Annotated in this window: 21 protein-coding genes; 14 read left to right on the top strand and 7 right to left on the bottom strand. The window is 48.0% G+C overall.

All coding sequences use genetic code 11. From position 1 onward, the window contains the following. Positions 1–19: 19 nt before the first annotated feature. Together lgt and folD are read left to right on the top strand one after the other, a co-directional pair. Complete coding sequence (gene lgt, locus ACR0QN_RS05645) at positions 20–1,039, top strand: prolipoprotein diacylglyceryl transferase (protein WP_432650222.1); 1,020 nt, start codon at positions 20–22, stop codon at positions 1,037–1,039. A 357-nt stretch (positions 1,040–1,396) separates the two neighbouring features. Continuing rightward, a complete protein-coding gene (gene folD, locus ACR0QN_RS05650; protein WP_432650223.1) occupies positions 1,397–2,266 on the top strand; it encodes a bifunctional methylenetetrahydrofolate dehydrogenase/methenyltetrahydrofolate cyclohydrolase FolD in 870 nt (289 codons plus the stop codon). A gap of 362 nt (positions 2,267–2,628) precedes the next feature. On the opposite strand, the gene pheT is transcribed toward folD, so the two are convergent. The 4 genes from pheT to ACR0QN_RS05670 form a co-directional block, all read right to left on the bottom strand. Then, the gene (pheT, locus tag ACR0QN_RS05655) at positions 2,629–5,043 is read right to left on the bottom strand and encodes a phenylalanine--tRNA ligase subunit beta (protein WP_432650224.1); all 2,415 of its coding nucleotides are present in this window, start codon (positions 5,041–5,043) and stop codon (positions 2,629–2,631) included. A 15-nt stretch (positions 5,044–5,058) separates the two neighbouring features. Next, the gene (locus tag ACR0QN_RS05660; RefSeq protein WP_432650225.1) at positions 5,059–5,670 is read right to left on the bottom strand and encodes a hypothetical protein; all 612 of its coding nucleotides are present in this window, start codon (positions 5,668–5,670) and stop codon (positions 5,059–5,061) included. 4 nt (positions 5,671–5,674) lie between these two features. Beyond that, positions 5,675–6,694: a phenylalanine--tRNA ligase subunit alpha gene (gene pheS / locus ACR0QN_RS05665; protein WP_432650226.1), complete on the bottom strand. Its 1,020-nt coding sequence runs from the start codon at positions 6,692–6,694 to the stop codon at positions 5,675–5,677. 611 nt (positions 6,695–7,305) lie between these two features. Beyond that, entirely contained in the window at positions 7,306–8,517 is a 1,212-nt protein-coding gene (locus tag ACR0QN_RS05670) for a hypothetical protein (RefSeq protein ID WP_432650227.1), read from the bottom strand. 246 nt (positions 8,518–8,763) lie between these two features. Between ACR0QN_RS05670 and ACR0QN_RS05675 the strand changes: the two genes are divergently transcribed. The 6 genes from ACR0QN_RS05675 (at position 8,764) to ACR0QN_RS05700 (ending at position 13,112) form a co-directional block, all read left to right on the top strand. Next, entirely contained in the window at positions 8,764–10,215 is a 1,452-nt protein-coding gene (locus ACR0QN_RS05675; RefSeq protein WP_432650228.1) for an L-aspartate oxidase, read from the top strand. A 242-nt stretch (positions 10,216–10,457) separates the two neighbouring features. Then, the gene (locus tag ACR0QN_RS05680) at positions 10,458–10,898 is read left to right on the top strand and encodes a BdrN protein (protein ID WP_432650229.1); all 441 of its coding nucleotides are present in this window, start codon (positions 10,458–10,460) and stop codon (positions 10,896–10,898) included. A 24-nt stretch (positions 10,899–10,922) separates the two neighbouring features. Then, positions 10,923–11,252 carry an inorganic diphosphatase gene (locus ACR0QN_RS05685; RefSeq protein WP_432650230.1) on the top strand — a complete coding sequence of 110 codons (330 nt, stop codon included), beginning with the start codon at positions 10,923–10,925 and terminating at the stop codon, positions 11,250–11,252. Positions 11,253–11,264: 12 nt separating this feature from the next. Further along, entirely contained in the window at positions 11,265–11,759 is a 495-nt protein-coding gene (locus ACR0QN_RS05690) for an adenylate kinase (RefSeq protein WP_432650231.1), read from the top strand. Further along, positions 11,756–12,271 (top strand): GNAT family N-acetyltransferase, encoded by a 516-nt coding sequence (locus tag ACR0QN_RS05695; RefSeq protein WP_432650232.1) that lies wholly within the window; start codon positions 11,756–11,758, stop codon positions 12,269–12,271. The genes ACR0QN_RS05690 and ACR0QN_RS05695 overlap by 4 nt, the downstream gene beginning before the upstream one ends. Positions 12,272–12,284: 13 nt before the next feature. After that, complete coding sequence (locus ACR0QN_RS05700) at positions 12,285–13,112, top strand: hypothetical protein (protein ID WP_432650233.1); 828 nt, start codon at positions 12,285–12,287, stop codon at positions 13,110–13,112. A gap of 40 nt (positions 13,113–13,152) precedes the next feature. On the opposite strand, the gene ACR0QN_RS05705 is transcribed toward ACR0QN_RS05700, so the two are convergent. Then, positions 13,153–14,757 carry a glycoside hydrolase family 9 protein gene (locus tag ACR0QN_RS05705; RefSeq protein ID WP_432650234.1) on the bottom strand — a complete coding sequence of 535 codons (1,605 nt, stop codon included), beginning with the start codon at positions 14,755–14,757 and terminating at the stop codon, positions 13,153–13,155. Between the two features lie 207 nt (positions 14,758–14,964). Here ACR0QN_RS05705 and ACR0QN_RS05710 point away from each other — a divergent pair, with 207 nt between their 5' ends. Then, positions 14,965–16,017 (top strand): electron transporter RnfD, encoded by a 1,053-nt coding sequence (locus ACR0QN_RS05710; RefSeq protein WP_432650235.1) that lies wholly within the window; start codon positions 14,965–14,967, stop codon positions 16,015–16,017. Positions 16,018–16,019: 2 nt separating this feature from the next. After that, the gene (locus ACR0QN_RS05715) at positions 16,020–16,574 is read left to right on the top strand and encodes a phosphatase PAP2 family protein (RefSeq protein ID WP_432650236.1); all 555 of its coding nucleotides are present in this window, start codon (positions 16,020–16,022) and stop codon (positions 16,572–16,574) included. 54 nt (positions 16,575–16,628) lie between these two features. Here ACR0QN_RS05715 and ACR0QN_RS05720 read toward each other — a convergent pair whose 3' ends face one another. After that, positions 16,629–17,915 (bottom strand): 3D domain-containing protein, encoded by a 1,287-nt coding sequence (locus ACR0QN_RS05720; protein ID WP_432650237.1) that lies wholly within the window; start codon positions 17,913–17,915, stop codon positions 16,629–16,631. A gap of 703 nt (positions 17,916–18,618) precedes the next feature. On the opposite strand from ACR0QN_RS05720, the gene ACR0QN_RS05725 reads away from it, so the two are divergent. From ACR0QN_RS05725 to ACR0QN_RS05740, 4 genes are read left to right on the top strand one after another with little or no spacing between them, the layout of a single operon-like run. Continuing rightward, a complete protein-coding gene (locus tag ACR0QN_RS05725; protein ID WP_432650238.1) occupies positions 18,619–18,810 on the top strand; it encodes a hypothetical protein in 192 nt (63 codons plus the stop codon). Between the two features lie 21 nt (positions 18,811–18,831). Continuing rightward, positions 18,832–19,989, top strand: a complete 1,158-nt coding sequence (locus ACR0QN_RS05730) for an amidohydrolase (RefSeq protein ID WP_432650239.1) — start codon at positions 18,832–18,834, stop codon at positions 19,987–19,989. Beyond that, entirely contained in the window at positions 19,976–21,670 is a 1,695-nt protein-coding gene (locus ACR0QN_RS05735) for a glycosyl hydrolase (protein WP_432650240.1), read from the top strand. The genes ACR0QN_RS05730 and ACR0QN_RS05735 overlap by 14 nt, the downstream gene beginning before the upstream one ends. Positions 21,671–21,706: 36 nt before the next feature. Continuing rightward, a complete protein-coding gene (locus ACR0QN_RS05740) occupies positions 21,707–22,402 on the top strand; it encodes a nuclease-related domain-containing protein (RefSeq protein WP_432650241.1) in 696 nt (231 codons plus the stop codon). Positions 22,403–22,481: 79 nt separating this feature from the next. On the opposite strand, the gene ACR0QN_RS05745 is transcribed toward ACR0QN_RS05740, so the two are convergent. After that, positions 22,482–22,994 carry a DUF4830 domain-containing protein gene (locus tag ACR0QN_RS05745; protein ID WP_432650242.1) on the bottom strand — a complete coding sequence of 171 codons (513 nt, stop codon included), beginning with the start codon at positions 22,992–22,994 and terminating at the stop codon, positions 22,482–22,484. Positions 22,995–23,262: the final 268 nt, after the last annotated feature.

Genomic DNA, 23,262 nt, shown 5'->3' on the forward strand with positions numbered 1-23,262 from the left:
AAAGGACTGAACATCACAAATGAACGAAGTCGGAAGACTTTACGGAGATAACATCGTTTTTCCGGGACTGGGAATTGATATCACCGTTGATAACGAGGCTTTTTCCCTTTTCGGACTGTCCATAAAGTGGTACGGCGTGCTTATCGCTCTGGGAATGCTGCTGGCAATGATATACTGCTTCAAGCGCACAAAGGAGTTCGGCATAGATGGCGACCGCCTTACGGACGCAGTATTCGCAGGACTTATCGGAGCGGTCATAGGCGCAAGGCTCTACTATGTGGCACTCCACGCAGAAAGCTTCCACGATATCAAGGAGGTTTTCGCCATACGGGACGGCGGACTTGCCATATACGGCGGAATAATCGGAGCGCTGTTATTTGGCTGTATCACCGCAAAGCTGCGAAAGCTGCGAATACTCCCCACCCTCGACCTTGCCGCAATGGGCTTTCTTATCGGACAGTCTCTCGGCAGATGGGGCAATTTCTTCAATCAGGAAGCATTCGGCTGCAATACCACCCTTCCCTGGGGAATGTCGGGCGGCAAAATTCAGCAGTATCTTGTAAATCATCAGGCATCTCTTGCGGCGCAGGGAATGGATATAAACCCTTATGTACCTGTTCACCCCTGCTTCCTCTATGAGTCAATTTGGTGCGCTGTGGGATTTATCCTGCTCCATTTTTATCATAAGCACCGCAAATTTGACGGAGAGGTTTTCTGTATGTACGTGTTCTGGTACGGCTTGGGCAGGTTCTTTATCGAGAGCCTCAGAACGGACAGCCTTTATATCGGCAGCGTCAGAGCGTCGCAGATGCTGGCACTCATAAGCGCCATTGCCGCACTTGCCCTTATTATCATAATGAGGGTGAGAGTGAAGAAAAAGGGCGTTTCACTTTATCGTGACAGCCAGGAGTCAAAGGCTATACTAGAAGCTGCGGCAAATGCGGAAAAGGAAGAAGCCGAGAGGAAAGCAGCAAAGAAGCATAAGGAACTCACAGCAGAGCAGAAAATTGTTGAGGACGAGAACGAGGAAGATAACTAACAAACTCACCTGACCCCCAAAGGTAAAAGTTTCGCTCAAGCCTTTTCTAAAGGCTTGCAGGTTTCCAAAGGGCAGAGCCCTTTGGTCGCCCTCCGCAGAGGGCGAAATCCCCTTTACGAAGGAGCTCCGCAAAGGGGTGAATTGAAAACAGTCCAGTGGACTGTTTTCAAGAGGGGAACGCCCTGCGATAGAGGGCGGGCTTGGAACAAGACCAATTCCCCTCCGGGATTGTTAAGGGCTTTGCCCTTAACACAATGCGCCCCCAAGGCGCATTGCTTATAGCGTTCTGTTTTCTAACCTAAAAGCCAGTTTTATTGCGAACAGAAAAAACAAAATAATATAATGGAGGAAAAAACAATGGCAAATCTTATCGACGGCAAGGCAGTATCCGCAAAGGTAAAGGCTCAGGTAAGAGCCGAAGCCGAGGAGCTTAAAGCAAAGGGCATATCCATAGGTCTGGCAGTAGTTATCGTGGGCGATAACCCCGCTTCAAGAGTGTATGTCAACAATAAGAAGAAGGCCTGCGCCGAGGTAGGCTTTGAGTCATTCGAGTACGCTCTCCCCGAAGAGACCACCGAAGCAGAGCTTCTTGAACTGGTCGACAAGCTCAATAACGACAGCAGGGTGAACGGCATACTCGTCCAGCTTCCTCTCCCCAAGCAGATAAACGAGACCGCCGTTATCAACGCTATCCGTCCCGAAAAGGACGTTGACGCATTCCACCCCGAAAATGTGGGACATATAATGATAGGCGATTATTCCTTCCTCCCCTGCACCCCCGCAGGCGTAATGGAGCTTATCGCAGACACAGGAGTAGATGTGTGCGGCAAAAACTGCGTAGTTATCGGCAGAAGCAATATCGTGGGCAAGCCTATGGCAATGCTCCTGCTCCATAAAAACGGCACAGTCACAATCACCCACTCAAAGACCAAGAATCTCAAGGAAATATGCGCCGCTGCTGATATCCTTGTTGCCGCTGTAGGCAAAGCAAAATTCGTAACTCCCGATATGGTGAAGGAAGGCGCTGTAGTCATTGACGTAGGTATGAACCGCAACGAAGAGGGCAAGCTCTGCGGAGACGTTGATTTTGAAGCCTGCAAGGATAAGGCGGGCTACATAACCCCCGTTCCCGGCGGCGTAGGTCCTATGACCATTGCAATGCTTATGAAAAATACCCTTACCGCCGCAAAGCAGGCGGGTGAAGATCCGCAGCGAGACGTTCTGTAATTTATTCGGGCGGCAGACTGTCGGCTCGGTAACGGCAGGCTGAGCCTGCAGCCTCTCGTTCTGTAATTTATTCGGGCGGCAGACTGTCGGCTCGGTAACGGCAGGCTGAGCCTGCAGCCTCTCGTTCTGTAATTTGTTCGGGCGGCAGACTGTCGGCTCGGTAACGGCAGGCTGAGCCTGCAGCCTCTCGTTCTATAGTTTATTCGGGCGGCAGGTTATCGGCTCGGTAACGATACAAATAAGCTGAAATTTCTTTAAAAGCATTATCACCTGTTTTTCGGGTCATATCAAATAGTTTACGTATAAAAAAGTCTCTCACCGCTAAAAACGATGAGAGACATTTTTTATAACTTATCCAACAGTTACGCTCTTATCTCCGCACCCAGCTCGGAAAGCTTCTTGAGCGCCTTCTTAACAGCGCCGTCAGCCTGCTCGTCGGTAAGAGTGCCCTCGTGGGAGCGCATTACGATGCTGAATGCAACGGATTTCTTTCCGTCAGCTATCTGCTTGCCCTTGTAAACATCGAAAAGCTTGACGCTCTCAAGTATCTTGCCCACGCCCTCGGTAATAGCCTTTTCAAGGTGAGCAACGGGTATATCATCATCGCATACCACCGCCAGGTCTCTTGTTGTAGCAGGGAACTTGGGCAGGGGCTTGTAGGTCTTGGGAGCCGCAGCAGCCATAAGCTCGGGGAGGTTGATTTTAGCCGCATATGCCTTAACGCCGATGCCGTAATTTTCAAGAGTCTCGGGGTGAAGTTCGCCGAAAATGCCAATAGCCTTTCCGCCTGCAAAAACCTCCGCACATCTTCCGGGGTGGAATGCGGGTGCCTCACCGAAATTCTCGGAAACACCCTTGCAGGGTTCATAGGAAACATCAGCCGCACCCACGATATCAAGCAGCTGTTCGATAATTCCCTTTAAGCTGTAAAAATCGTAATTCTCGCCGTACATACCGAAAGCAATTCTCGCAGGCTCCTCGGGAAGCTCGCCGCCCTTGGGAAGGTACTCATTGCCCATTTCAAAAAGCACAGCCTCGGCATTTCTGCTGTTGTAGTTTCTCGCCAGCACCTCGCACATAGAGGGGAGCATAGTAGTTCTCATAACAGAAGTGTCCTCGCCCAGAGGATTTGTGATAACAACGGTCTTTCTGAGAGGGCTGTCCTCGGGGAGACGTATCTTGTCAAAATATTTGGGGGAGATAAAGGAGAATGTGGTTATCTCGTTTGCTCCCAGAGCGCAGGCAGCGTTCATGACCTTTCTGCTGAACTTCTGCTCGGGAGTAAGCTCGCCGCTTGCAACGCCTCTGATGATAGTCTGAGGAATGTTGTTGTAGCCGTAAAGACGGGCAATTTCCTCCGCAAGGTCGTTTTTGTACTCAATGTCAATTCTGTAAGGAGGAGCATATGCAATGCCATCATTGACCTTGATATCAAGCTTTTCAAGATACTTTATCATATCCTCTTCGGGAATGTCGGTGCCAAGGAAATTGTTTATCCATACGGGGTCAAAGGGAGCAGTTTTCTGAGTGTCTGCGTGAGTGTCGCAGTCAATTATCGTGCGGACAACCTCGCCGCAGCCCAGCTCCTCAACAAGCTCGAATGCACGAAGCAGCGCAGGCATACACATTCTGGGGTCAAGACCCTTTTCAAAGCGTGCGGAGGCATCGGTTCTCATTCCCAAAGCCTTTGCGGTGGTGCGGACGCTTGCGCCGTCAAAGCAGGCAGCCTCGAAAACAACGTCCACCGTATCGTCCATAATGCCGCTGTACTCGCCGCCCATAACGCCTGCAACGGCAACGGGCTTCTCAGCGTCGGCAATTACAAGCATTTTCTCGGAAAGAGTTCTCTCAACGCCGTCAAGAGTGGTTATCTTTTCACCCTCTGCGGCGTTTCTTATCTCAATGGAATTGCCCTTGATGTAGCGGATATCAAAGGCGTGCATAGGGTGACCGTACTCAAGCATTACATAGTTTGTGATATCAACAAAATTGTTGATGGGACGAACGCCGCTTGCACGAAGTCTTTCTCTCAGCCACAAAGGAGAGGGCGCAATTTTAACGTTCTTAACAACGCCTGCACAGTAGCGTGAGCAAAGCTTCTCGTTCTTTATCTGCACCTTGAGCATATCGTTTATATCACCGTCAATGCCCTTGAAGGAAGGCTCCTTGATGTTAAGGGGCTTGTCAAAGGTTGCAGCAGTCTCTCGTGCCAGACCAAGAACGGAAAGGCAGTCGGGACGGTTTGAGGTTATCTCAAATTCGATAGATGTATCGTTCAGGTCAATTGCCTCACGGATATCCATACCGGGGGTAAGCTCTCTGCCGTCCTCGCTTTTGAGGATAAAAATTCCGTCTGCGATTGCATAGGGGAAATCGTGAGTGGTAAGACCCAGCTCGCCTAAGGAACAGAGCATACCGTTAGAAGCCACACCTCTCAGCTTGCCCTTCTTTATCTTCACACCATTAGGAAGCGTAGAACCGTCAAGAGCGGCGGGAACTAAGTCACCGATATTTTCCTCTCTGATGTTGGGTGCGCCTGTAACTATCTGAACAGGCTCACTCTCGCCAACGTCCACCTGACACACAACAAGGTGGTCGGAATTTTCGTGGGGCTTTACATCGAGAATTTTTCCCACAACAACACGGGAAATTTCGCTGCCCTCTGTTTCATATTTTTCAACCTTGGAGCCGCTCATGGTAAGTCCCGAGCAAAGCTCCTTTATGCTCATATCTCCGATATCAACATAATCGGAGAGCCATCTGACTGAAAGATCCATTTATTATTTTCCTCCTTATTTTTTTCTGATAACAGTAATGCTTTCCGCCCGTAATGTGTTAAAATACTCCTCCATATCCGCTTTCTGATAATTCACACGGAATAAAATATCCGCATTGGGGCATTTCCGGGAAAGCAGATCATAGAAGCCTTCGTTCATATATCCGAGTCCCACAGGTATGCGGAGCTTTCCGAAGCTTCTTGTTTTAAAAACGATGTTGGTGGCGGAAGGCGAGCCGACATAGGTGTTTGTGATGACCTCCTCTATCTCATAGTAAGGAATGATAAGCCCCTCCTTTGAGAAGAGATAATCCGAGGTAAATGCGAAAACTCTGAACTGCTCGCAGCTTTCAAGCTCTGCGGAAATCCTTTCCGCCGTATTTTCCGAGATCGCATCAATCTGCCTTTTCATTGACCTGCTCTGAATGATATTCATCGAAAACAGGGCAATTCCCATTGCAATGGAAATTATTTTCCACAAAGTGCTGTAATCCGTTCCGTCAAGGAATTTTATAAGCGGGATAAGAAAAAGGGTGTAGGTGATGCTCAATGTGTTCCACAAAAACTGCTTGCGTCTGAAGTGCTTTTTATAGCGGTCAAGCAGGTTGTTTTTGTCAGTGCTTTCCATTTTATCAGAACTGACCTAAGAATCTCATATCATTCTCATAAAGCAGTCTCATATCATTGATGTGATATCTGCCCATAGTGATACGCTCAAGACCGATACCGAAAGCAAAGCCGCTGTAGACCTCGGGGTCAATGCCGCAGCCTCTGAGGACTTCGGGGTGGACCATACCCGAGCCGAGAAGCTCCACATATCCCTCGCCCTTGCACATAGAGCAGCCCTTGCCGCCGCAGTTGAAGCATACAAGGTCAACCTCTGCAGAAGGCTCTGTATAGGGGAAATGATGAGGACGGAGACGAATTTTAGCGTCCTTGCCGTAAAGCTTTTTCATAAGCAGGTCAAGTGTGCCGTACAGGTCGCCCAGAGTAACGCCCTTGTCAATAACAAGTCCCTCGATCTGATGGAAAAGGGGAGAATGAGTAGCGTCAACCGCATCGGAACGGTAAACACGACCGGGGGAAATAATTCTGATAGGAGGCTTTCTCTGCTCCATAGTGCGTATCTGAACGCTTGAGGTCTGAGTTCTGAGGACAACGTTCTCGTTGATGTAGAAGGTGTCCTGAGTGTCTCTTGCAGGGTGGTGCTTAGGCATATTAAGAGCCTCGAAGCAGTAATGGTCGGTCTCCACCTCGGGACCGTCCACGATATCAAAGCCCATACCCAGGAATATTTCCTTTACCTCCTCAAGAGTAGCGGTAAGAGGGTGGAGACGTCCGGGACGGGGAGCCTTTCCGGGAAGGGTAACGTCAATAGTTTCCTCTGCCATCTTCTTAGCGGCAGCCTCGCTTTTAAGAGCCTCAGCCTTTTCGGCAAGCTTTTCCTCTATCTCCGAGCGGACCTTGTTGGCAAGCTGACCGATAACGGGTCTTTCCTCTGCGGACAGACCGCCCATCTGCTTGAGGATAGCCGTAAGCTCGCCCTTTTTGCCGAGAAACTTAACTCTCAGATCCTCCATAATTTTCAGGTCGTGACACTCCGACAGCTCCTGTTTTGCCGTCTGGAGTATCTTTTCAAGCTGTTCTTTCATTGGTTTCTATCCTTTCTGTATGAAAATAAAAAAGCCTGCACCCGAAACAAAACCATTCAGGCACAGGAGAAATATCTATTCCCGACTTTACGGAGCATAAATTCAGCTCGTACAAAGGCTAAGGACAGACATCCCCCCGACCTTAACGTGGTCATCCGTCTGCCCCTAATAACCGTTTTCCGCCAAAGGACACGATATTCAAGGCAGCCACTCACGGGCGAATTTCGGGATCAAGCGGCACAAAGGGATTTCCAGCCGTCTGCAAGATCAGACGATCCCTTTTCTCTGTGTATGCCAAAAGCGCAGGATCCTTACTGTATCCCGGTCAGCGTGTTTTTGTACAGCGCAAAATAATTGCTTCTTATATTATACAGTATGTCTTCGGAAAATGCAAGTGTTTTTTTGAAAAAAGTGAGGTGATAACGCTAAATAAAAAAGACTGACCGTCCAAGCTCCAACCTTGAGCAGTCGGTTTCTAACATCAAGTCAGAGATATGATCGCTTTATAGGAGGCACGCCGTTTATACGGCTGCTTCTTTTTTTATTATCATTGCTTAACACACCGAAAAAACAAAGCCGCTCCCGACAATATCGGAAACGGCTTATTATACTCAGGCTCTTCCCTCGCTGCCGATTATGCCTGCATAAAAATCGCAAAGCTCTGCGGCGGTCTCTGCGGCGTAGCTTTCCACACAGAGCATAACTCCCTTGCCCGTGCGGACGGGACGGATAGTGACCCTGCCGTTCTCCCCGTCGCCTATAACGCCGCTCTCCTCCATTCCGGGAACGCACAGCCTTTTGAGCAGCTCCGAGGGGCGGTCAACGGGAATATATCGGCTGATGTCCGCATACTCGGGAAGTCCCTCTAAAGCCTCTCCCAGAGTTTTCTCCTCCGACCCAAGGATATCGAGGACGGTGACCATAAGGGCAATACTGTCGCTTGTGAAAAGCTGTTCCGAAGCGGCTTTCCTTGCGGCAAGACACCTTTTCGACGGATTTTTCTCGTTAATGCAAACCGCTCCGCCGCAGCTTAGTATTTTCCTGCCGTAAAGCCCTGCCAGCTTTTCCAAGGCTCTCGGAGCCTTGCCGCAGACTGCCGCATCACGTCCCTGCTCAAATAGCCTGCGGCAGCAGAGCATAATAAGCTTGTCTCTGAAAACATACCCCGTTTCTTCGGAATATGCGGATATCCGCTTGCCGTCGGCGCTTATGCGGAAGGCGATGCGCTCCCCGTTTTTGCTGCCCTTTCCCTCAAGGATACGTTCGCACACTCTCATCACCGAGGGCGAGGAGCTGTAAACGTCCGCATACACACGGGTAAGCTCAGAGCGAAGAAGTGTGCCTATCCCTGCTGCATAGATATCCTCCGCACCGGTGAATATGTGTATGTCTCCGAAATGGCTGTAGGGAAGTTCTCTTGCTCCCCGAAGCTCCCGTTCCACCGATTCCTCAAAGCTGCGGTAAAGGGGCAGTCCGTCTCCGGCAAAAAGTCCTAATGAAGCGGTTATCTCGGTGCGGACGTGACAGCCTGCGGCACAGCCAAGCACCCTTGCCGCATATGCCGCTGCAGGAGCGCAGCAGTCTCCTGCGAATATGCACCTTGCTCCTGCCGCCGCCGCTCCCGAAGCAAATGCGTAGGAAAGTGCGTCTGCGCCCGTTCCCGAGCCGTGAGCAGCAAGTACCGTGCCGCCGCCCCTTTCAGCCGCAGCAATGGCACAGGCGGCTCCTGCGGCTATGGCGTCATAGGGAGTTATATTTCCCGAAGCGGAGGCGATAAGACGGCTCTCTTCCTCAAAATGGAGACGTTCTTCAAAGTTTTTCATAATTATTTCCCCTTTCGGACGATATGTATACGATAATTTCAGAGTACACGCAAGTCATTCCTCTGTTATAATTGACAAATATTCGGGAAATAATTCAGCAAAATGCATATTTCAAAGGCTCGGCACAGGGAAATATACGTGTAATTTGCAATTGAAAAATAGGGAAAAATGTGGTATAATTTCCTTAAATATAAATTTGTGGTCTCTGCAGACAGCAGAGAATATCCGCAGAAGGAAGATTTTTTTATGGATAATCATTATGATGTCATTATCGCAGGCACAGGGGTGGGCGGTCTTTACACCGCTCTGTGCCTGCCGGAAAGTATGAATATATTGGTCATCAGCAAAAGAGAGCTTGACCTGTGCAATTCCGCTCTGGCGCAGGGAGGAGTTGCTGCCGTTTACAAGCCTGTAGACGATGATACCACCACTCTCCACACCAATGATACTCTTATCGCAGGCGGCTTTAAGAACAACCCCGACTCCGTAAAGGTGCTTGTTACCGAGGCGGCAGGAGAGATACAGCACATTCTCGACATCGGCGTGGACTTCGACAGGGACGAGAACGGCGAGCTGGACAGGACTCTCGAGGGCGGTCACAGCCGCAGACGTATTTTCCACCACAAGGACTCCACGGGAGCGGAGGTCACAGCAAAGGTGCGTGAGGCGGTCCTTAAAAAGCCGAATGTTACTGTTCTTGACAACGCTCTGCTCTGCCGTATGAAGAAGATAGGCGGAGGCTTTGCTGCCGATATCCTGAGAGACGGAGTACATACCACCGTTACGGCACAGTTTGCGGTAATGGCTACGGGCGGCATAGGCAGGGTATACGACTACACCACAAACTCCGCCATTGCTACAGGAGACGGCATTGCTATGGCTTATGAGATGGGTGCGGAGATACGCAATCTCTCTCTTATCCAGTTCCACCCCACCGCTTACAACAACAAGGAGTCAAGAGAGTGTTTCCTTATTTCCGAGTCTGTTCGTGGCGAGGGAGCATATCTGCTGAACTGCAGCAAAGAGCGGTTTATGCACAATTATGATGACCGCTTAGAGCTTGCTCCGAGAGATGTGGTTTCACGCTCCATAATCCTTGAGAGCAGAAAAACGGGCAGCGATGAGTTCTATCTCGACATACGCTACAAGGGCAAGGAATATCTGAGCGGCAGATTCCCGATGATATATGATTTTCTCAAAACTCAGGGCATTGATATGGGCGAGGACCTGATACCCATTTACCCCTGTCAGCACTACCTTATGGGCGGTATCAATGTGAACACCTCCGCTCAGACGGACATAAGCGGTCTGTACGCTGTAGGCGAATGTTCTCACACAGGTGTTCACGGCAACAACCGCCTTGCTTCAAACTCACTTCTTGAGGCGCTTGTTTTCGGTCACAGGGCAGCACTTGACATCAGCGGCAAGTTCGCTCCCGAGGCAGAGTGCGAGGAATACGCTTTTTCGGAGCCCGAGAATGCTGTTCCCATTCCTCACGGCATAAGGACCGAGATAAGACACATAATGCAGAAATCATACTTTGTTATACCCGACAAGCAGAAGGCGCTTGAGGGCTTTGAGAGAGTTTCCGAGATAAAGAAGATGCTGGAAAACGGCAGCTACATCATTGACAGGGATTTTGTGGAGGCTCATTCTCTTGCTACGGTGGCTTATCTGGTGCTCAAAGAGGTCATCTGACTTTTGGTTTATGGATTTGATTTACAGGAAATGTAAATAAGTTATCCCCGATAATGCAGGGTGTTGTATAAACTGCATTATCGGGGATTTTTGTTTTTGTGGGAATTTACAAAAATGGCAGAAACAGAAAATTTGTTTCAAAAAGGCATTGACAAAAATGGAGCAAATGTGCTATAATGTAAATGATGGAAATTACAAATTGGTATAGCTGTAAAACTCTTACGAAAGGAATAGTCATAAAAATGGTCTGGCTGGAACCAAGCGAATATGAAAAGCAGAAATTTACGGTGCTGAGGCTGTATGCACCCAAGAGCGAAAAAATCTTATTGGACTTTGAGCCGCTTAAAATTTCCGATAAACCTGATAGGGAGCCGCTGTGGGAGGAGTGGCACTGCTATGCTTCGCCGTTAAGGATATTTAAACAGGACTATGAGCTGCTGCTTCGTTATTTTAGCAAGGTATATCCCGTTAAAGACCCGATCAACGGGAATGTGCTGTCTTTTTTTGATGTGTGTTCGGACAACCGGATAGGCGGGGAGGACTGGCTTAAAATAATCTGTGAAATAGAAGGGGATATGGGAACTGTTCCCGATAACGAAAAAGCTTTCCTTTTGAGGTTTGTTAAGTGGCTGAGGGAGGCGATGAAATACACTTCTGTTATTGTTGCGGAGGGAAATTTGTAAAAGGCATTTTGGAGGTGACTACCTTTGATCGGAGATATTGTTACTGTAACTGTTGACAGACCGCTGGGGAGCTGTCACCCGGAGCACAAGGATATGTATTATCCTGTGAACTATGGCTATATCGAGGGGATAATTGCTCCCGACGGAGAGGAGCAGGACGCTTACATTTTAGGGGTGAATGTTCCCGTTGAGAAATTTACGGGCAGGGTCATTGCGGTCATTCACAGAGATGATGATGCAGAGGAAAAATGGGTGGTATGTCCCGATGAGTTTTCTTTCAGCAGAGAGGAAATTATGGAGATGGTGGATTTTCAGGAAAAGTATTTTCGGTCGGAGGTCATTATGCAGATCTAAGGAGGTGGGGATATGCTTAGCAGGGTCATTGTTATAGGCAGCCCCGGGTCGGGGAAAAGCACATTTGCAAGGCGGCTCAAGGATATGACGGGTCTGCCCCTTTATTATCTTGATATGATATGGCACAAGCCCGATAGGACTAATATTTCCAAAGAGGAATTTGACAAAAGGCTCAATGAGATCTTATCCACAGACAGGTGGATAATTGACGGGAATTATCAGAGGACGCTTGAGGTTCGGCTGAGAAAATGCGACACCGTTTTTCTTTTTGATCTTCCTGTTGAGGTTTGTTTGTCGGGTGCTAAGGCAAGGGTCGGCACTAAAAGGGAGGATATGCCTTGGACAGAAACGGAATTTGATGAGGAGTTCAGGCAATGGATAGTGGATTTTCCAAAAAAACAGCTGCCCGAAATTTATGGGCTGCTTGAAAAATACAAGGATAAAAATATTGTGGTTTTTAGATCGAGACAGGACGCTGAGACTTATCTGAAGGGAGAATTATTATGATACTTGAAACGGAAAGGCTTATTCTTCGCAGGTATACTGCCGATGACCTGAATGACCTTTATGAATATTTATCCGATGATGAGGTGGTAAGGTTTGAGCCGTACAAGGCAATGAGCCTTGAGGAAACAAAGGATAATCTTAAATGGCGTATCGGGACAGACGAGATGATCGCTGTGGAGCTTAAAAGCGAGCACAAAATGATCGGCAACATTTATCTCGGAAAAAGAGATTTTTATGCCCTTGAGATAGGATATGTTTTTAATCGGAAATACTGGGGAATGGGTTATACTAAGGAGGGCTGTGAGGCTATCATAAAGCGTGCTTTCAATGACGGGATACACAGGATATTTGCCGAATGCGACCCCGAAAATACAAGCTCATGGGGATTGCTTGAGGCGCTGGGATTTGACAGGGAGGCGCATCTCAAGAAGAATGTTTATTTTTGGACAGATGAGATGGGGAAACCTATCTGGAAGGACACTTACATATATGCGAAATTAGGCTCTGACTGATAGAGGTGATTATATGAAAACAGAAGCCGCAGGCTGTATAAAGCTGTCGTCCCTTATTGAAAAATACGGTCTTGAGGGCTATTATTCCTACAGTCGGACCGTAGGCGCTGACGGGAATATTTATATATTCCTTCAAGAGGACAGCCACAGGACGAAGCACGACCGTTCCCTGCTTTACAGCTATGCTGCTGTTCGTCTCATTCCCGATTGGTACGGCACAGATGTGACCTCGGAGCTTCTTGCGCTTGGGGAATACAGAGACAGGCTCTCGGGCATACACCCCATGGGAGATCGTCTCCTGCTTATAGGCAGAGACGATAAAAATGCTATAGGGATAATTCTTGATGAACGCTTAAAAGAACAGGGCAGGATAAGCTTCGGCATAAGCTATTTCGACAAGTCTATCATAACGGCGGACGGCAGGATATGTCTGGGAGAAATAGAAGAAAATTGTTTCAGCCCTGCGCCCGTAAGTATTTTTGACGAGCAGGGGTGCTGTGAAAAAATTGAGCGTTTCTCTCATTGGGACGTCACGGCTCTTAACATTGACGAAAACGGCGATATATGGTACTATGCATATCCCGATAACGGCTTTTTCTCTACAGGAGGCGAAAGCCTGAGATATGACGGGGCAGTATATAATTTCGCTGTTCTTCCCCACCGTCGGGGGATGATCGCAGATACGGGCGGCAGGTTCAGGCTTCTCCGATTTAACGGTCAGTCCGAAAATGCAGTATTTACTTACGGCGGAAGAGAGATAACAGACGGACTTTCCTCATTCAGAGGAAACCGTGGAGTTATTCTTTGCGATGACGCTCTATACTTTTTCTGCATAAACTGAACAAAAGTCCCCGTACTCCGAAGGGAATACGGGGATAAATTTATCTTCCTGTCAATGCGCTCCTTCCCACCTTGTCAAAAAAGGCGGAAATGAAAATTAGAGGAGCTGAGAAATGTATGGAAGGTTCGTTTGTGGAAAGGCTGCAGCTATTGTCGGCATAGCATTTCGCTCCGGGAGTGCCCTTTTCGATGTGCCACTTGGAATATTCGTCGCTGCGTTCAACATTTGCACCGCTGACCACCATTCCCGGGAGGGGCGGGTCATTTTCCATCAAGGCGCTCATAAGGTGGCAGGGCATCTGACAGCAGTCGTTTCCTATACCTGTGACATAGGATAAGCCCATTGGATTTTTGCCGAATATATAGCCGAACTGGTCGATCGCTCCCGAAAGATATTCCTGCTCGCCGCTTATGAGATAGGCGGTGATGAAGTCCATACAGTCGGAAAGCACCGCAAAATTGCTGCCGTATGTATATCCGCCGCCTGCGCTTCTGGCGGTGCGGTAGCCGCTGGAGTTTACGGCTATTGTCATTCTGTCTGCTCTGTCGGTGAGACGCTTCCTGATAAACGCTTCTGCGGAGCGGTCACGGGTGCGGCTGTTCATCAGGTAGGACAGCGCCGCAAATCCGCCGCAGGTGGAATATCCGAAGCCGTAAAACGAGGACAGGATATATTTTTCCATTATCATCTGCTCGAAGCTGCTTTCTCCCGTAAGGGCGTACATCTCACACATTGCCCACATAAATTCGCTTTCGATGGCGTTAAGTCCGTCGCCGTTTTCCGAGGCGCTGCCAAGCCTGCGGCAGTAGTTTTCGTATTCCTCCGTTCTGAGAGCGGCTATCCAGCTGAGCTCTGCCGCCTTACGGAGCTTTTTGGAAAATGCTTTGTCCGTTTCGGAAAAAAACTCCGCTCCAAGAGCCGCCGCCGCTGTGAAAACAAGAGCCGCAGAACAGCTTTGCTCCGTAAAAAAGTAGGCGCCGTTATCCTCCTCGGGGGAAGCTATATCCGTTCCGCAGACGGATATTCCGCCGTAAACGCCTCCGTCTCTGTCCTGCATTTTAAGGAGCCACTCAAGTCCCCATCTGCACTCGTCAGAAATAAGCTTTTTTTCCTCGTCCGAAAAGCTTTCTCCGAAAAGCTTCAGAGCATATAACATATCCGCTGCTGCAAGGCAGGTGCTGCGGACGTTTTTTGCATATCCGCCGCCTGTATGCCAGCCCCCGGATGCGTCTGCAAAGGAGCCGTGCTTTGTAACAGGCTCGGTGTGACATTCACGGTGGGTATAATTGCCGCAGCGTGCGGTCTCTCCCGAAAGGTCAAAGCCGCAGCGGCTGGCAAATATGCCGTCAAGTACCGTTTTTCGTATATTTTTATAAGGCTCGCCGGTTATCTCGAAAACGTCCGAACGCCTGTAGCCTGCACGGATAAAATATGAACCGCAGGTATTGAAATCGGAAAAATCCGCAAGCTTTACCGTATCTCCCGACTCACGGTCGAAATAGGGACAGGTAAGACGGCCTGCATATACGCTTATTCCCGTGGCGGCTTCAACAAGATAGAACACGCCTGCCGTTACTCTGCATACGGCGTTTTTAGGCATTCCCGTCATATATCCCAGATGATTTACCTGTATACGTTTCTTCATCTGACCGCCTCCTTGCGCCTGTTATTTGCTTTAGTATATTACCTTATTATAATTATACCTTATTTTGAAATTTCATTATATCAATACCTATGACCAATATAAAATATTATTTTTTTGTTTTTTTTAAATTTGCTTGAACGGGTTGAAATAAAAATCGAACTGTGATATAATTTGTGTAATATTAGATCCGTACAGGAGGAAAACGCTATGGAACTTTGCCATAAAAGTGAGAAAATAAATTATTACGGCAGAATTGATATGAAGGAAGATGGGGCATATTTCTATTTTCCCTCGTCCTCGGCGGAGGTGCGCTTTAAGGGGACGGAGATATATGCAAGTGTAAATGCAAATATCGTCTGGGGTACTGTTGCTCTGGGCTATGTGATAGACGGACGTATGGGTCAGGTGCCTTTGAGCAGGGACAACAACGGAAAAGATATGACCTATCAGCTGGCAAATTCCCTTGAGCCTGACAAGGAGCATACTCTTATCCTCTACAAAAGGCAGGCGGCAAATCTGAGCTTTTCGCTTAAAGGCTTCTCCTGCGACGGAGAATTTACCCTTCCTCCCGAAAAGCCTGCATTAAAGCTGGAATTTTACGGTGACAGCGTTTCAGCAGGTGAGGTGACGGAGGCTTATGATTTTGTGGGACGCTCCGACCCTGCTTCCCACGACAGCGCATATGACAACTCATATCTGAGCTACACCTGGCAGACCGCAAGGCTGCTTGGGGCGCAGATACAGAACGTTTCCCAGGGCGGCATTGCGGTCTTTGACGATACGGGATATTTCCACGCTCCTAAGATGATCGGTATGGAGTCGGTCTATGACAAGCTGTGCTATTTTCCCGAGGGCGGCGAGCTGACAGAGTGGGATTTTTCAAGGTATGATCCCGATATTGCGGTATTTGCCCTGGGTCAGAACGACAAGCACAACGGAATTACCGACAAGGACGATATTGACATTTACGACACTAAGACACGTACAAAGTGGAAAGAGGGCTATAAGGACATTGTAAGGAATATCCACGCTCATTACGGCAATAATACCAAATATATCTTCCTTACCACTCTGCTTATGCACGACCCCGAGTGGGACAAGGCTATCGACGAGGCAGTATGCGAGCTGAAAACCGAAGGCATACCCGCCTATCATATGCTCTTCAAGCGAAACGGCGCCGCTACTCCGGGACACCCTCGTTATCAGGAGCATAAGGAAATGGCAGAGGAGCTTGCCGCTTACATCAGAGGGATTTTATAAAAATGCTTGACGCAGTTTATGAGATAGATTTTACCATACTTGCCTTTATCAGGGAGCATCTGAGCTGCAATGCTATGGACGTTGTGATGAAGCTGTTTACCTATGCGGGAAACTGGGGCATCATATGGATAGCGATCACCATTGGTCTGCTTATTTCAAAAAAGTACCGCAGGCTGGGGGTCACTATGGCAATAGGGCTTGTGGTATGCCTTGCGGCAGGAAATCTGATACTGAAGCCCCTTATCGCAAGGGACAGGCCGTTCATAGCCGACCCCGGCATCATTCTTTCCATATTGCCGCCGTCGGGCTATTCCTTCCCCTCGGGTCATTCCTTCTCGTCCTTCGTATCGGCTTCCATTCTGGCAAAGTACAGCAGGAAGGCGGCTGCCTTTGCAATTCCCACAGCAATACTTATTGCATTTTCAAGGCTTTATTTCTGCGTTCATTTCCCCACCGACGTGATATGCGGTGCGGCTCTGGGGATAATTGCCGGGCTGACGGTATATAGGCTCAGAAGGGACAGGACAGAGGAAAAGCCTGCTTCGGAAAATAAATAACATAAAAAAGCTTCTCTGCTGATGTTGCAGAGAAGCTTTTGCATTTGCTTGTAATTATTTCAGAACGTAAACGTAAACAGGCTTGTTGCCCCACTGAATGCAGTCGTCATACTCGTTCATAAAGAGATCGACGATGATGTGTCCCTTGCGGACAGATGAACCTGTGTCTGCGGCGATGGCATAACCGTAAACCTCTCCGTCCTCGGCAACTATGTAAAGCTCTGTGCCGTAGGGAATAATGTCGGGGTCAACTGCAACATAGCCCTGGAATACTGCCTTTCCTGTGGACATAAGAGCGTCGGGAGCGGCGGTATATGCACAAGCGTTGCCCGTAAGTACGGCGGAATACTCGGTGGGTATTCCGTTTTCGTCAAATTCCAGCCATTCGGGAAGCTCGAGGAGGGATATTGCGCCTTCCCGGGGAGCAGGAGTGCTTTCTTCGGCTTCATCTTCATCGTCGAGGGTGATATCCTCGGGGATATCGTTCATATCCTCGTCTGAGGAAGTATCCTCGGTCTCGGTATCATTCTCGTTCTTGGAATTTTTATATGAGGCGCTGTATCCGGCTGCTGCTCTTGAAGCTGCCTTCTCGGGTGCGCTGTATACTGTTATGAGATCGTCAGCTTCATCAGTCTCGGTGCTGTCCTCTGTTTCAAGGTCAAGTGCGGAGGAAAGTCCGCCGTCGTCCTCGTCCCCGCCTGCGGCAGAGAAACGTGCGAGAACGCTTTCGGTGATCTCCTGCTCTTCTTCGGACTGCCGGGCATCATTATCGGTGCTATCGGAAATTTCTTCGGCTTCATCGGAAACGTCTTCGACAGAAGCGGCTTCATCGTTCTCGGGGCCGGTTTCCTCGGAAAGAACAGTTTCTTCCGTGGAGATCATTTCATCTTCTTCGGCTGTATCTCCTTCGGAAGCTGTCTCAGGCTCTTCGGAAACAACGTTCTCAGCAGTATCATTGTCTGCGGTTTCCTCCTCGGAGGTCTCCTCTGCGGCTGTTTCGTTAACTGCGCCGGCAGCGGATACTGCCGCTTCGTTTATTTCCTCTGCTTCGGAAACGTCCTCCTCGTCCTTGGAGGTCATTTTTTTAATATCCTCAAAGGAGAAATACTCCATATCGTGAGAATAGGTTTTCTTTTCTGCCTTTTCGGTAACTGCCTCAAGGGCTGTTTCCTCGGGGATAACGTCCGTTTCAAGGTTTACTGTGGATATATCCTCTGAATTTACTCCGCCGATGACTGCAAGCGCCGCAATTCCTGCGGTCATTGCTCCTGCTGCCATACAGCCTCTTATTCCCGAAAGTCTGAGCTTTCCGGAAAAAATCTGTCTGATCTTGTTCATCATAATAAAATTCTCCCTGACGGCTTACTTTTTATATATGTGTCCGCCGTCGTTTCTTGTATTACCACCTTTATACTTGCCGAATAATACGGAAAGTTTAACCATACTTCCGATATCCGCTTCCGCATTACCCCCAAATTATTTCAAAAGGTTTCAAAACGGTTACAAATCGGAATGTACTTGTAATTATACCGTAATTTCTTTTTTGTGTCAAAGAAAAATTTTGAGCCGATTTTGTGCAAGATGACTATAAATTGTTGATTGCATTCATAAAAAGTGCGATTTCGGGGGCGGATTTCAGTAGATTGGAATAAATGTGCTGTAATTTTTGGTCAATTAGACAAAATTGCTTTTTTTACTTTGAAAAGGGGACTTTTTTACAAAAAGTATAACCTTCATTGTAGACATTTGAAATTGTATATCTATATTTATTGGCGGTAAAGTTATATTTCATCAAGATTGTATTGTGATAATGAACACATATTTGTGCGTCTTATTGTGCATATAGCCAAAAATATACCGATAACGATGTAAATGCAGATTTTAAACGTTTGAAACCTTTTGCCGCACTTGAAAAATCTGTCTGAAAAGTATATAATAGTATTGTTAAGATTTTAAGCCGGTCTCAGATATACTATTATTATGGAGTAATTAACTAAAGAAAAGATCCCGATAGATAAGTCTGAGCGATGAAAGGAACGATATTATGAAAAACGAAATGCACCGCCACGATACAAGAAACACCCCCGATACAAGGGATATGATACGCACCGCTGTGCCCATTGTGGCTGCCCTTTTCCTCTTTCTTGTTTCCGCAGGCTACATTGCATACAGAATGGTAAGCAACTATAACTACAACGAGCGCTGGAAGGACTACGACGAATGCGGTCTGGGCTGATAAGAGAGGATATCCGGCTTTATGTATATCTATAATGCAGAGATAATCACTATGGAGAGGGATAATTCCCGTATTCCCTATGGCTTTGTAAGAGTGGAAAAAGGGAAGATAGCCGAAATTTCCTGCGGCAGTCCCGAAAAAATATCCGAGGAGGATATTGACGCTGACGGAACTGTCCTTATGCCCGGATTTATTGATATCCACACCCATATGGGCTTTATCGGCGACGGCGCAGGGGAAGAGGGCATTGACGTAAACGAGGGCAGCGACCCTGTTATGCCGCAGCTGCGCTCTGTTGACGGGATAAATTTCCGTGACGGATACTTTGCCGACGCTGTAAAGGCAGGCGTTACCTCGGTGGTGACGGGGGTAGGCTCCCTTAATCCCATAGGCGGCGATATGCTGGCTCTGAAAACCGCCGCACGCTGTCTTGACGAGGCTGTAATTATGCGCTCGGGAATAAAATTTGCTCTGGGTGAAAACCCCAAGTCCTACTATACTGAACGGGACGAAGCCCCTCAGACCAGAATGGCGACCGCCGCTCTTATACGAGAGGCTCTCGAAAAGGCTAAACGCTACGGAGAGCTGCTTGAACGGGCGGAGGAGCCTGAGGACAGACCCGATTACGACATCAAATGCGAAGCACTGCTGCCACTGCTAAGAGGTGAGCTTAAAGCTCATTTTCACTGTCACAGGGCGGACGATATTATGACTGCTCTGAGGATATGCGATGAGTTCGGGCTTGACCCGCTGCTTGTCCATTGCACAGAGGGACATCTTATTGCGGATATTTTAGGCGAAAAGGGTGCAATGGCTGTAGTAGGGCCTATAATCTGCGACAGGGGAAAGCCCGAGCTGGCAAACGCTTCTCTCGAAAATGCAGCAAAGCTTTACAAGGCAGGCGTAAAGGTCGCAATATGCACCGACCACCCCGAAAATCCTATAAATTTCCTTACGGCAGGTGCGGCATACTGTCATAAGTATGGTCTGCCGAAGGAAGAGGCTCTCAGAGCCATAACCGTTACCGCCGCAGAGCTTGGCGGTTTCGGAGACAGGACAGGCTCAATTTCAGTGGGCAAGGACGCAGATCTTATACTTCTGAGCGGCGACCCCTTTGAGATACAGACAGATGTGCTTATGACTATGATAAACGGAAAAATATATTATGAAAGGAAATGAAATAATGTCCCGTAAGATAAGAAAGATAGCCGCAGGGATATGCGCCCTTGCAATGACCGCTTTGGTGTTTTCCGCCTGCGGTGATAAAAACGCACAGAGCGGCGCAGAAAACGGCTCGGAAGCTGTTTCAAACGAAGCCCTGACTGACGAAAGCAAAGAAGGCGACGTTAATATGGAAAATACAGGAGAGGTCATTAACGCTATTTTCGGTGAGGTAAGGACAGAATATAACGAAAACCTGGACCTGTCCGACTATCCTCTCACTCCCTCGGAGGTGCCTGCCGACTTTACGCTGACGGTTGAGGCGGAAAGCGGAGCATTAACAGGTTCTGCCGCAAGTCACGACCTTCCCGAGGCTTCGGGAGGAGGATTTGTAAACGGTGTCAACCAAGAGGGCGACGAGGTGAAAATGACCGCAGAAATCCCCTACAGCGGATTTTACGACCTTAATTTTCAGACAATGGGTTCCGCAGGCAGGGTGAACAACGTTCTCGTTGACGGAATGAAGGTGGGAGATATCACCACAAATTCCACCGAGTTTTTCGGCGACACTCCCCTTAACAACATTTACCTTGAAGCAGGCACCCACGATATCTCTATCACCCCCAGCTGGGGATATATCGACATTGACTGCGTGATAATTTCGGCTGCGTCAAAGCCCATAACCGAGGATACATACAAAGTCACCGCTCCTCTTTCAAATCCGAATGCAGATGAAAATGTGCAGAGGCTTTACAAATTCCTCTGCGATGTTTACGGAAAGTATTCACTTGCAGGTCAGTATGCCGAAAAGGGAAGAGAGTCCTCCGAATTTGAAAAGATAACCGCAAAGACAGGAAAATCCTTTGCTGTGCTGGGTCTTGATATGGGCAACTACAGCCTTGGCAGCAAGGCTCACGGCACCGACTCAAGGTCTGTGGAATATGCCTATGACTGGTACAAGAACGCAGGAGGAATAGTTCAGCTTTGCTGGCATTGGACTTCCCCCGAGGGATATGCGGTAAACAGCGGCGACCACCCCTGGTACAGCTCTTTCTACAAGGAAGCTTCAAAGATAGATCTGGACAAGATAATGAACGGCGAGGACGAAGAAGGTTATCAGCTTCTTATGGACGATATCGACAATATGTCCGAGCAGCTTGCACGTCTCAGAGACGCAGGAGTTCCTGTTCTGTGGAGACCTCTCCACGAGGCTGCGGGCGGCTGGTTCTGGTGGGGCGACTGCGAAGCCGAAAGCTACAAGAAGCTTTGGAACGTAATGTACGACAAGATGACAAACGAGCATAACCTTACAAATCTTATCTGGGTATGGAACGGTCAGGACCCCGAATGGTATCCGGGAGATGAGACGGTGGATATAAACGGCTGGGATATTTACGCAGGAAACCACGTTGACACCTCTCAGAGCGGACGCTTTGCGGATATGGCGTCGAATTACGGCGAAAAGACCAAGCTTATCGCTCTTACCGAAAACGGCTGCGTTATGGACCCCGACAAGGTGATGAACGACAATGCAAGGTGGCTTTTCTGGGGCACCTGGAGCGATCCCTTTACTATGAAGCTGGGTGTTGTGATAAACGACGAGTATACAACCATAGAGCTTCTCACAAAGGCGTATAATCACGAGAGAGTGCTTACTCTGGACGAGCTGCCCGATCTGCAGAATTATCCTTTGGACTGACAGCTGTCAAAAATTATCGGATAAGGAGAGAGAGCAATGCAGCTGACAAACATATTTTCCACTCTGGACGAGCAGTACAGGCAGTTCAAATGCGGACTGAAAGGAGATATGGGCGAGTTTGCCGTAAATCTGCTCCTTAAATATTCTGCCGCAGGAAAATTAAAAACCATAAGGAATATATACGTTCCTTTAAACGACGGCAAAACCTCCGAAATTGATATTGTTGTTGTCCATAATACGGGGCTGTATGCTGTCGAGTGCAAGAATTACAGCGGTTGGATTTTCGGAAGTGCAGACAACCGTTACTGGACCCAGACCTTTGCCAACGGAAAGAAGTATCAGTTTTATAATCCTGTGCTTCAGAACAAGTACCATATTAAAGCATTGTCACGGTATTTGGCTGTTAATGAGTCCTGTATAAAATCTTACATAGTATTCGGAACGGAATGTACGCTGAAAAAAGTTCCCGAAAATACAGACGATCTGTGCATATCTGCACTTGAAATGTTTATCACGAATATAAATCACGATATCGAAACAAAGCCGCCGGTTTTTTCGGACGAAAATGTAGCTGTTATCACGGAAAAGCTTTCCGCATTGCGTGACAGCAGCGGAAAGACCAAAGCCGAACACAAACAGCAGGTGCGTGACGATCACCCCGAAAAGAGATCATCGGGCAGCACCGCAGGAAAATACGGCAGCAGTTTTACTTCATCTTTTTTTAAATTCTGATTATGCCGACGGGGCAGCTGCACGTTTTATGCAGCTGCCCCGTTTCATATTTTTATAACATATCGGTATATATATCATATCATTTCGCTGTAACAGCCATACTCAGCCCCGACTGTATTGTCTCGCCGATAAGAGGCTTTGTGAAGCCGTTTTCGGCGTCGTTATAGGTAATGTCCGCCCCTATCATAAGATGATCGTCGAAAAGGAGATTTACCGTCATATTATCGGGAAAGTCGGGGTAATTGAGTATCTTGTAGCTGTACATCGTCACCTTTTTGCCCGAGTAGGGGAGAAGGTCAAAACCCTGGGATTTCTGCAGCTCGTTGTACTCGTTATACGAGTCATTAAACTCCGCCGGTATCTCGATATCCCTGCTTTCGGGATCGGGTTCAACGATAAGTCCGCATTTGTTCAGAAACTCAACCCTCTCCGCATTGCACTCAAAGGTATACTGCTTCTCTGTCTCCGCCTCGTCCTTTGCGGTAAGAACGAACCAGGCAAGTCCTCCGAGAATTATGAAAACTATGGCGAGGAATATGCCCTTGCCTTTTTTTCTGCCGCTGTCACGTCCGTCTGAATATTCTCTGCTCATATGTTACGCAACTCCATATTATAAATTTACCCCTTGGGGCAGCTGATACTTCATATATATGCAGCCGGGGCATAAAAAAGACAGGCTTTGAAAAATTCGCAAAAAATGAGAAACGTGAAGCTGCAAAATTTAAGTTTCCCCAAAAAGCAAGTATCAAATCCAAAGGAACAACGTAGGTAAGGGAAAAACGAGCAGAATTTTTTTGAAAAATGGAAAAAAATAGTACAATAAAAGCTCCAATATGGTATAATGTTAATAACCACAAAAA

Source organism: Huintestinicola sp. (assembly GCF_050874005.1).
Classification (GTDB): domain Bacteria; phylum Bacillota; class Clostridia; order Oscillospirales; family Ruminococcaceae; genus Huintestinicola.

What these genes read in the sequence shown, in the direction of transcription:
- lgt (WP_432650222.1), top strand. Translation starts at nt 20, where the DNA reads ATGAACGAAGTCGGAAGACTTTACGGAGATAACATCGTTTTTCCGGGA.
- folD (WP_432650223.1), top strand. Translation starts at nt 1,397, where the DNA reads ATGGCAAATCTTATCGACGGCAAGGCAGTATCCGCAAAGGTAAAGGCT.
- pheT (WP_432650224.1), bottom strand. Translation starts at nt 5,043, where the DNA reads ATGGATCTTTCAGTCAGATGGCTCTCCGATTATGTTGATATCGGAGAT.
- ACR0QN_RS05660 (WP_432650225.1), bottom strand. Translation starts at nt 5,670, where the DNA reads ATGGAAAGCACTGACAAAAACAACCTGCTTGACCGCTATAAAAAGCAC.
- pheS (WP_432650226.1), bottom strand. Translation starts at nt 6,694, where the DNA reads ATGAAAGAACAGCTTGAAAAGATACTCCAGACGGCAAAACAGGAGCTG.
- ACR0QN_RS05670 (WP_432650227.1), bottom strand. Translation starts at nt 8,517, where the DNA reads ATGAAAAACTTTGAAGAACGTCTCCATTTTGAGGAAGAGAGCCGTCTT.
- ACR0QN_RS05675 (WP_432650228.1), top strand. Translation starts at nt 8,764, where the DNA reads ATGGATAATCATTATGATGTCATTATCGCAGGCACAGGGGTGGGCGGT.
- ACR0QN_RS05680 (WP_432650229.1), top strand. Translation starts at nt 10,458, where the DNA reads ATGGTCTGGCTGGAACCAAGCGAATATGAAAAGCAGAAATTTACGGTG.
- ACR0QN_RS05690 (WP_432650231.1), top strand. Translation starts at nt 11,265, where the DNA reads ATGCTTAGCAGGGTCATTGTTATAGGCAGCCCCGGGTCGGGGAAAAGC.
- ACR0QN_RS05695 (WP_432650232.1), top strand. Translation starts at nt 11,756, where the DNA reads ATGATACTTGAAACGGAAAGGCTTATTCTTCGCAGGTATACTGCCGAT.
- ACR0QN_RS05700 (WP_432650233.1), top strand. Translation starts at nt 12,285, where the DNA reads ATGAAAACAGAAGCCGCAGGCTGTATAAAGCTGTCGTCCCTTATTGAA.
- ACR0QN_RS05705 (WP_432650234.1), bottom strand. Translation starts at nt 14,757, where the DNA reads ATGAAGAAACGTATACAGGTAAATCATCTGGGATATATGACGGGAATG.
- ACR0QN_RS05710 (WP_432650235.1), top strand. Translation starts at nt 14,965, where the DNA reads ATGGAACTTTGCCATAAAAGTGAGAAAATAAATTATTACGGCAGAATT.
- ACR0QN_RS05715 (WP_432650236.1), top strand. Translation starts at nt 16,020, where the DNA reads ATGCTTGACGCAGTTTATGAGATAGATTTTACCATACTTGCCTTTATC.
- ACR0QN_RS05720 (WP_432650237.1), bottom strand. Translation starts at nt 17,915, where the DNA reads ATGATGAACAAGATCAGACAGATTTTTTCCGGAAAGCTCAGACTTTCG.
- ACR0QN_RS05725 (WP_432650238.1), top strand. Translation starts at nt 18,619, where the DNA reads ATGAAAAACGAAATGCACCGCCACGATACAAGAAACACCCCCGATACA.
- ACR0QN_RS05730 (WP_432650239.1), top strand. Translation starts at nt 18,832, where the DNA reads ATGTATATCTATAATGCAGAGATAATCACTATGGAGAGGGATAATTCC.
- ACR0QN_RS05735 (WP_432650240.1), top strand. Translation starts at nt 19,976, where the DNA reads ATGAAAGGAAATGAAATAATGTCCCGTAAGATAAGAAAGATAGCCGCA.
- ACR0QN_RS05740 (WP_432650241.1), top strand. Translation starts at nt 21,707, where the DNA reads ATGCAGCTGACAAACATATTTTCCACTCTGGACGAGCAGTACAGGCAG.
- ACR0QN_RS05745 (WP_432650242.1), bottom strand. Translation starts at nt 22,994, where the DNA reads ATGAGCAGAGAATATTCAGACGGACGTGACAGCGGCAGAAAAAAAGGC.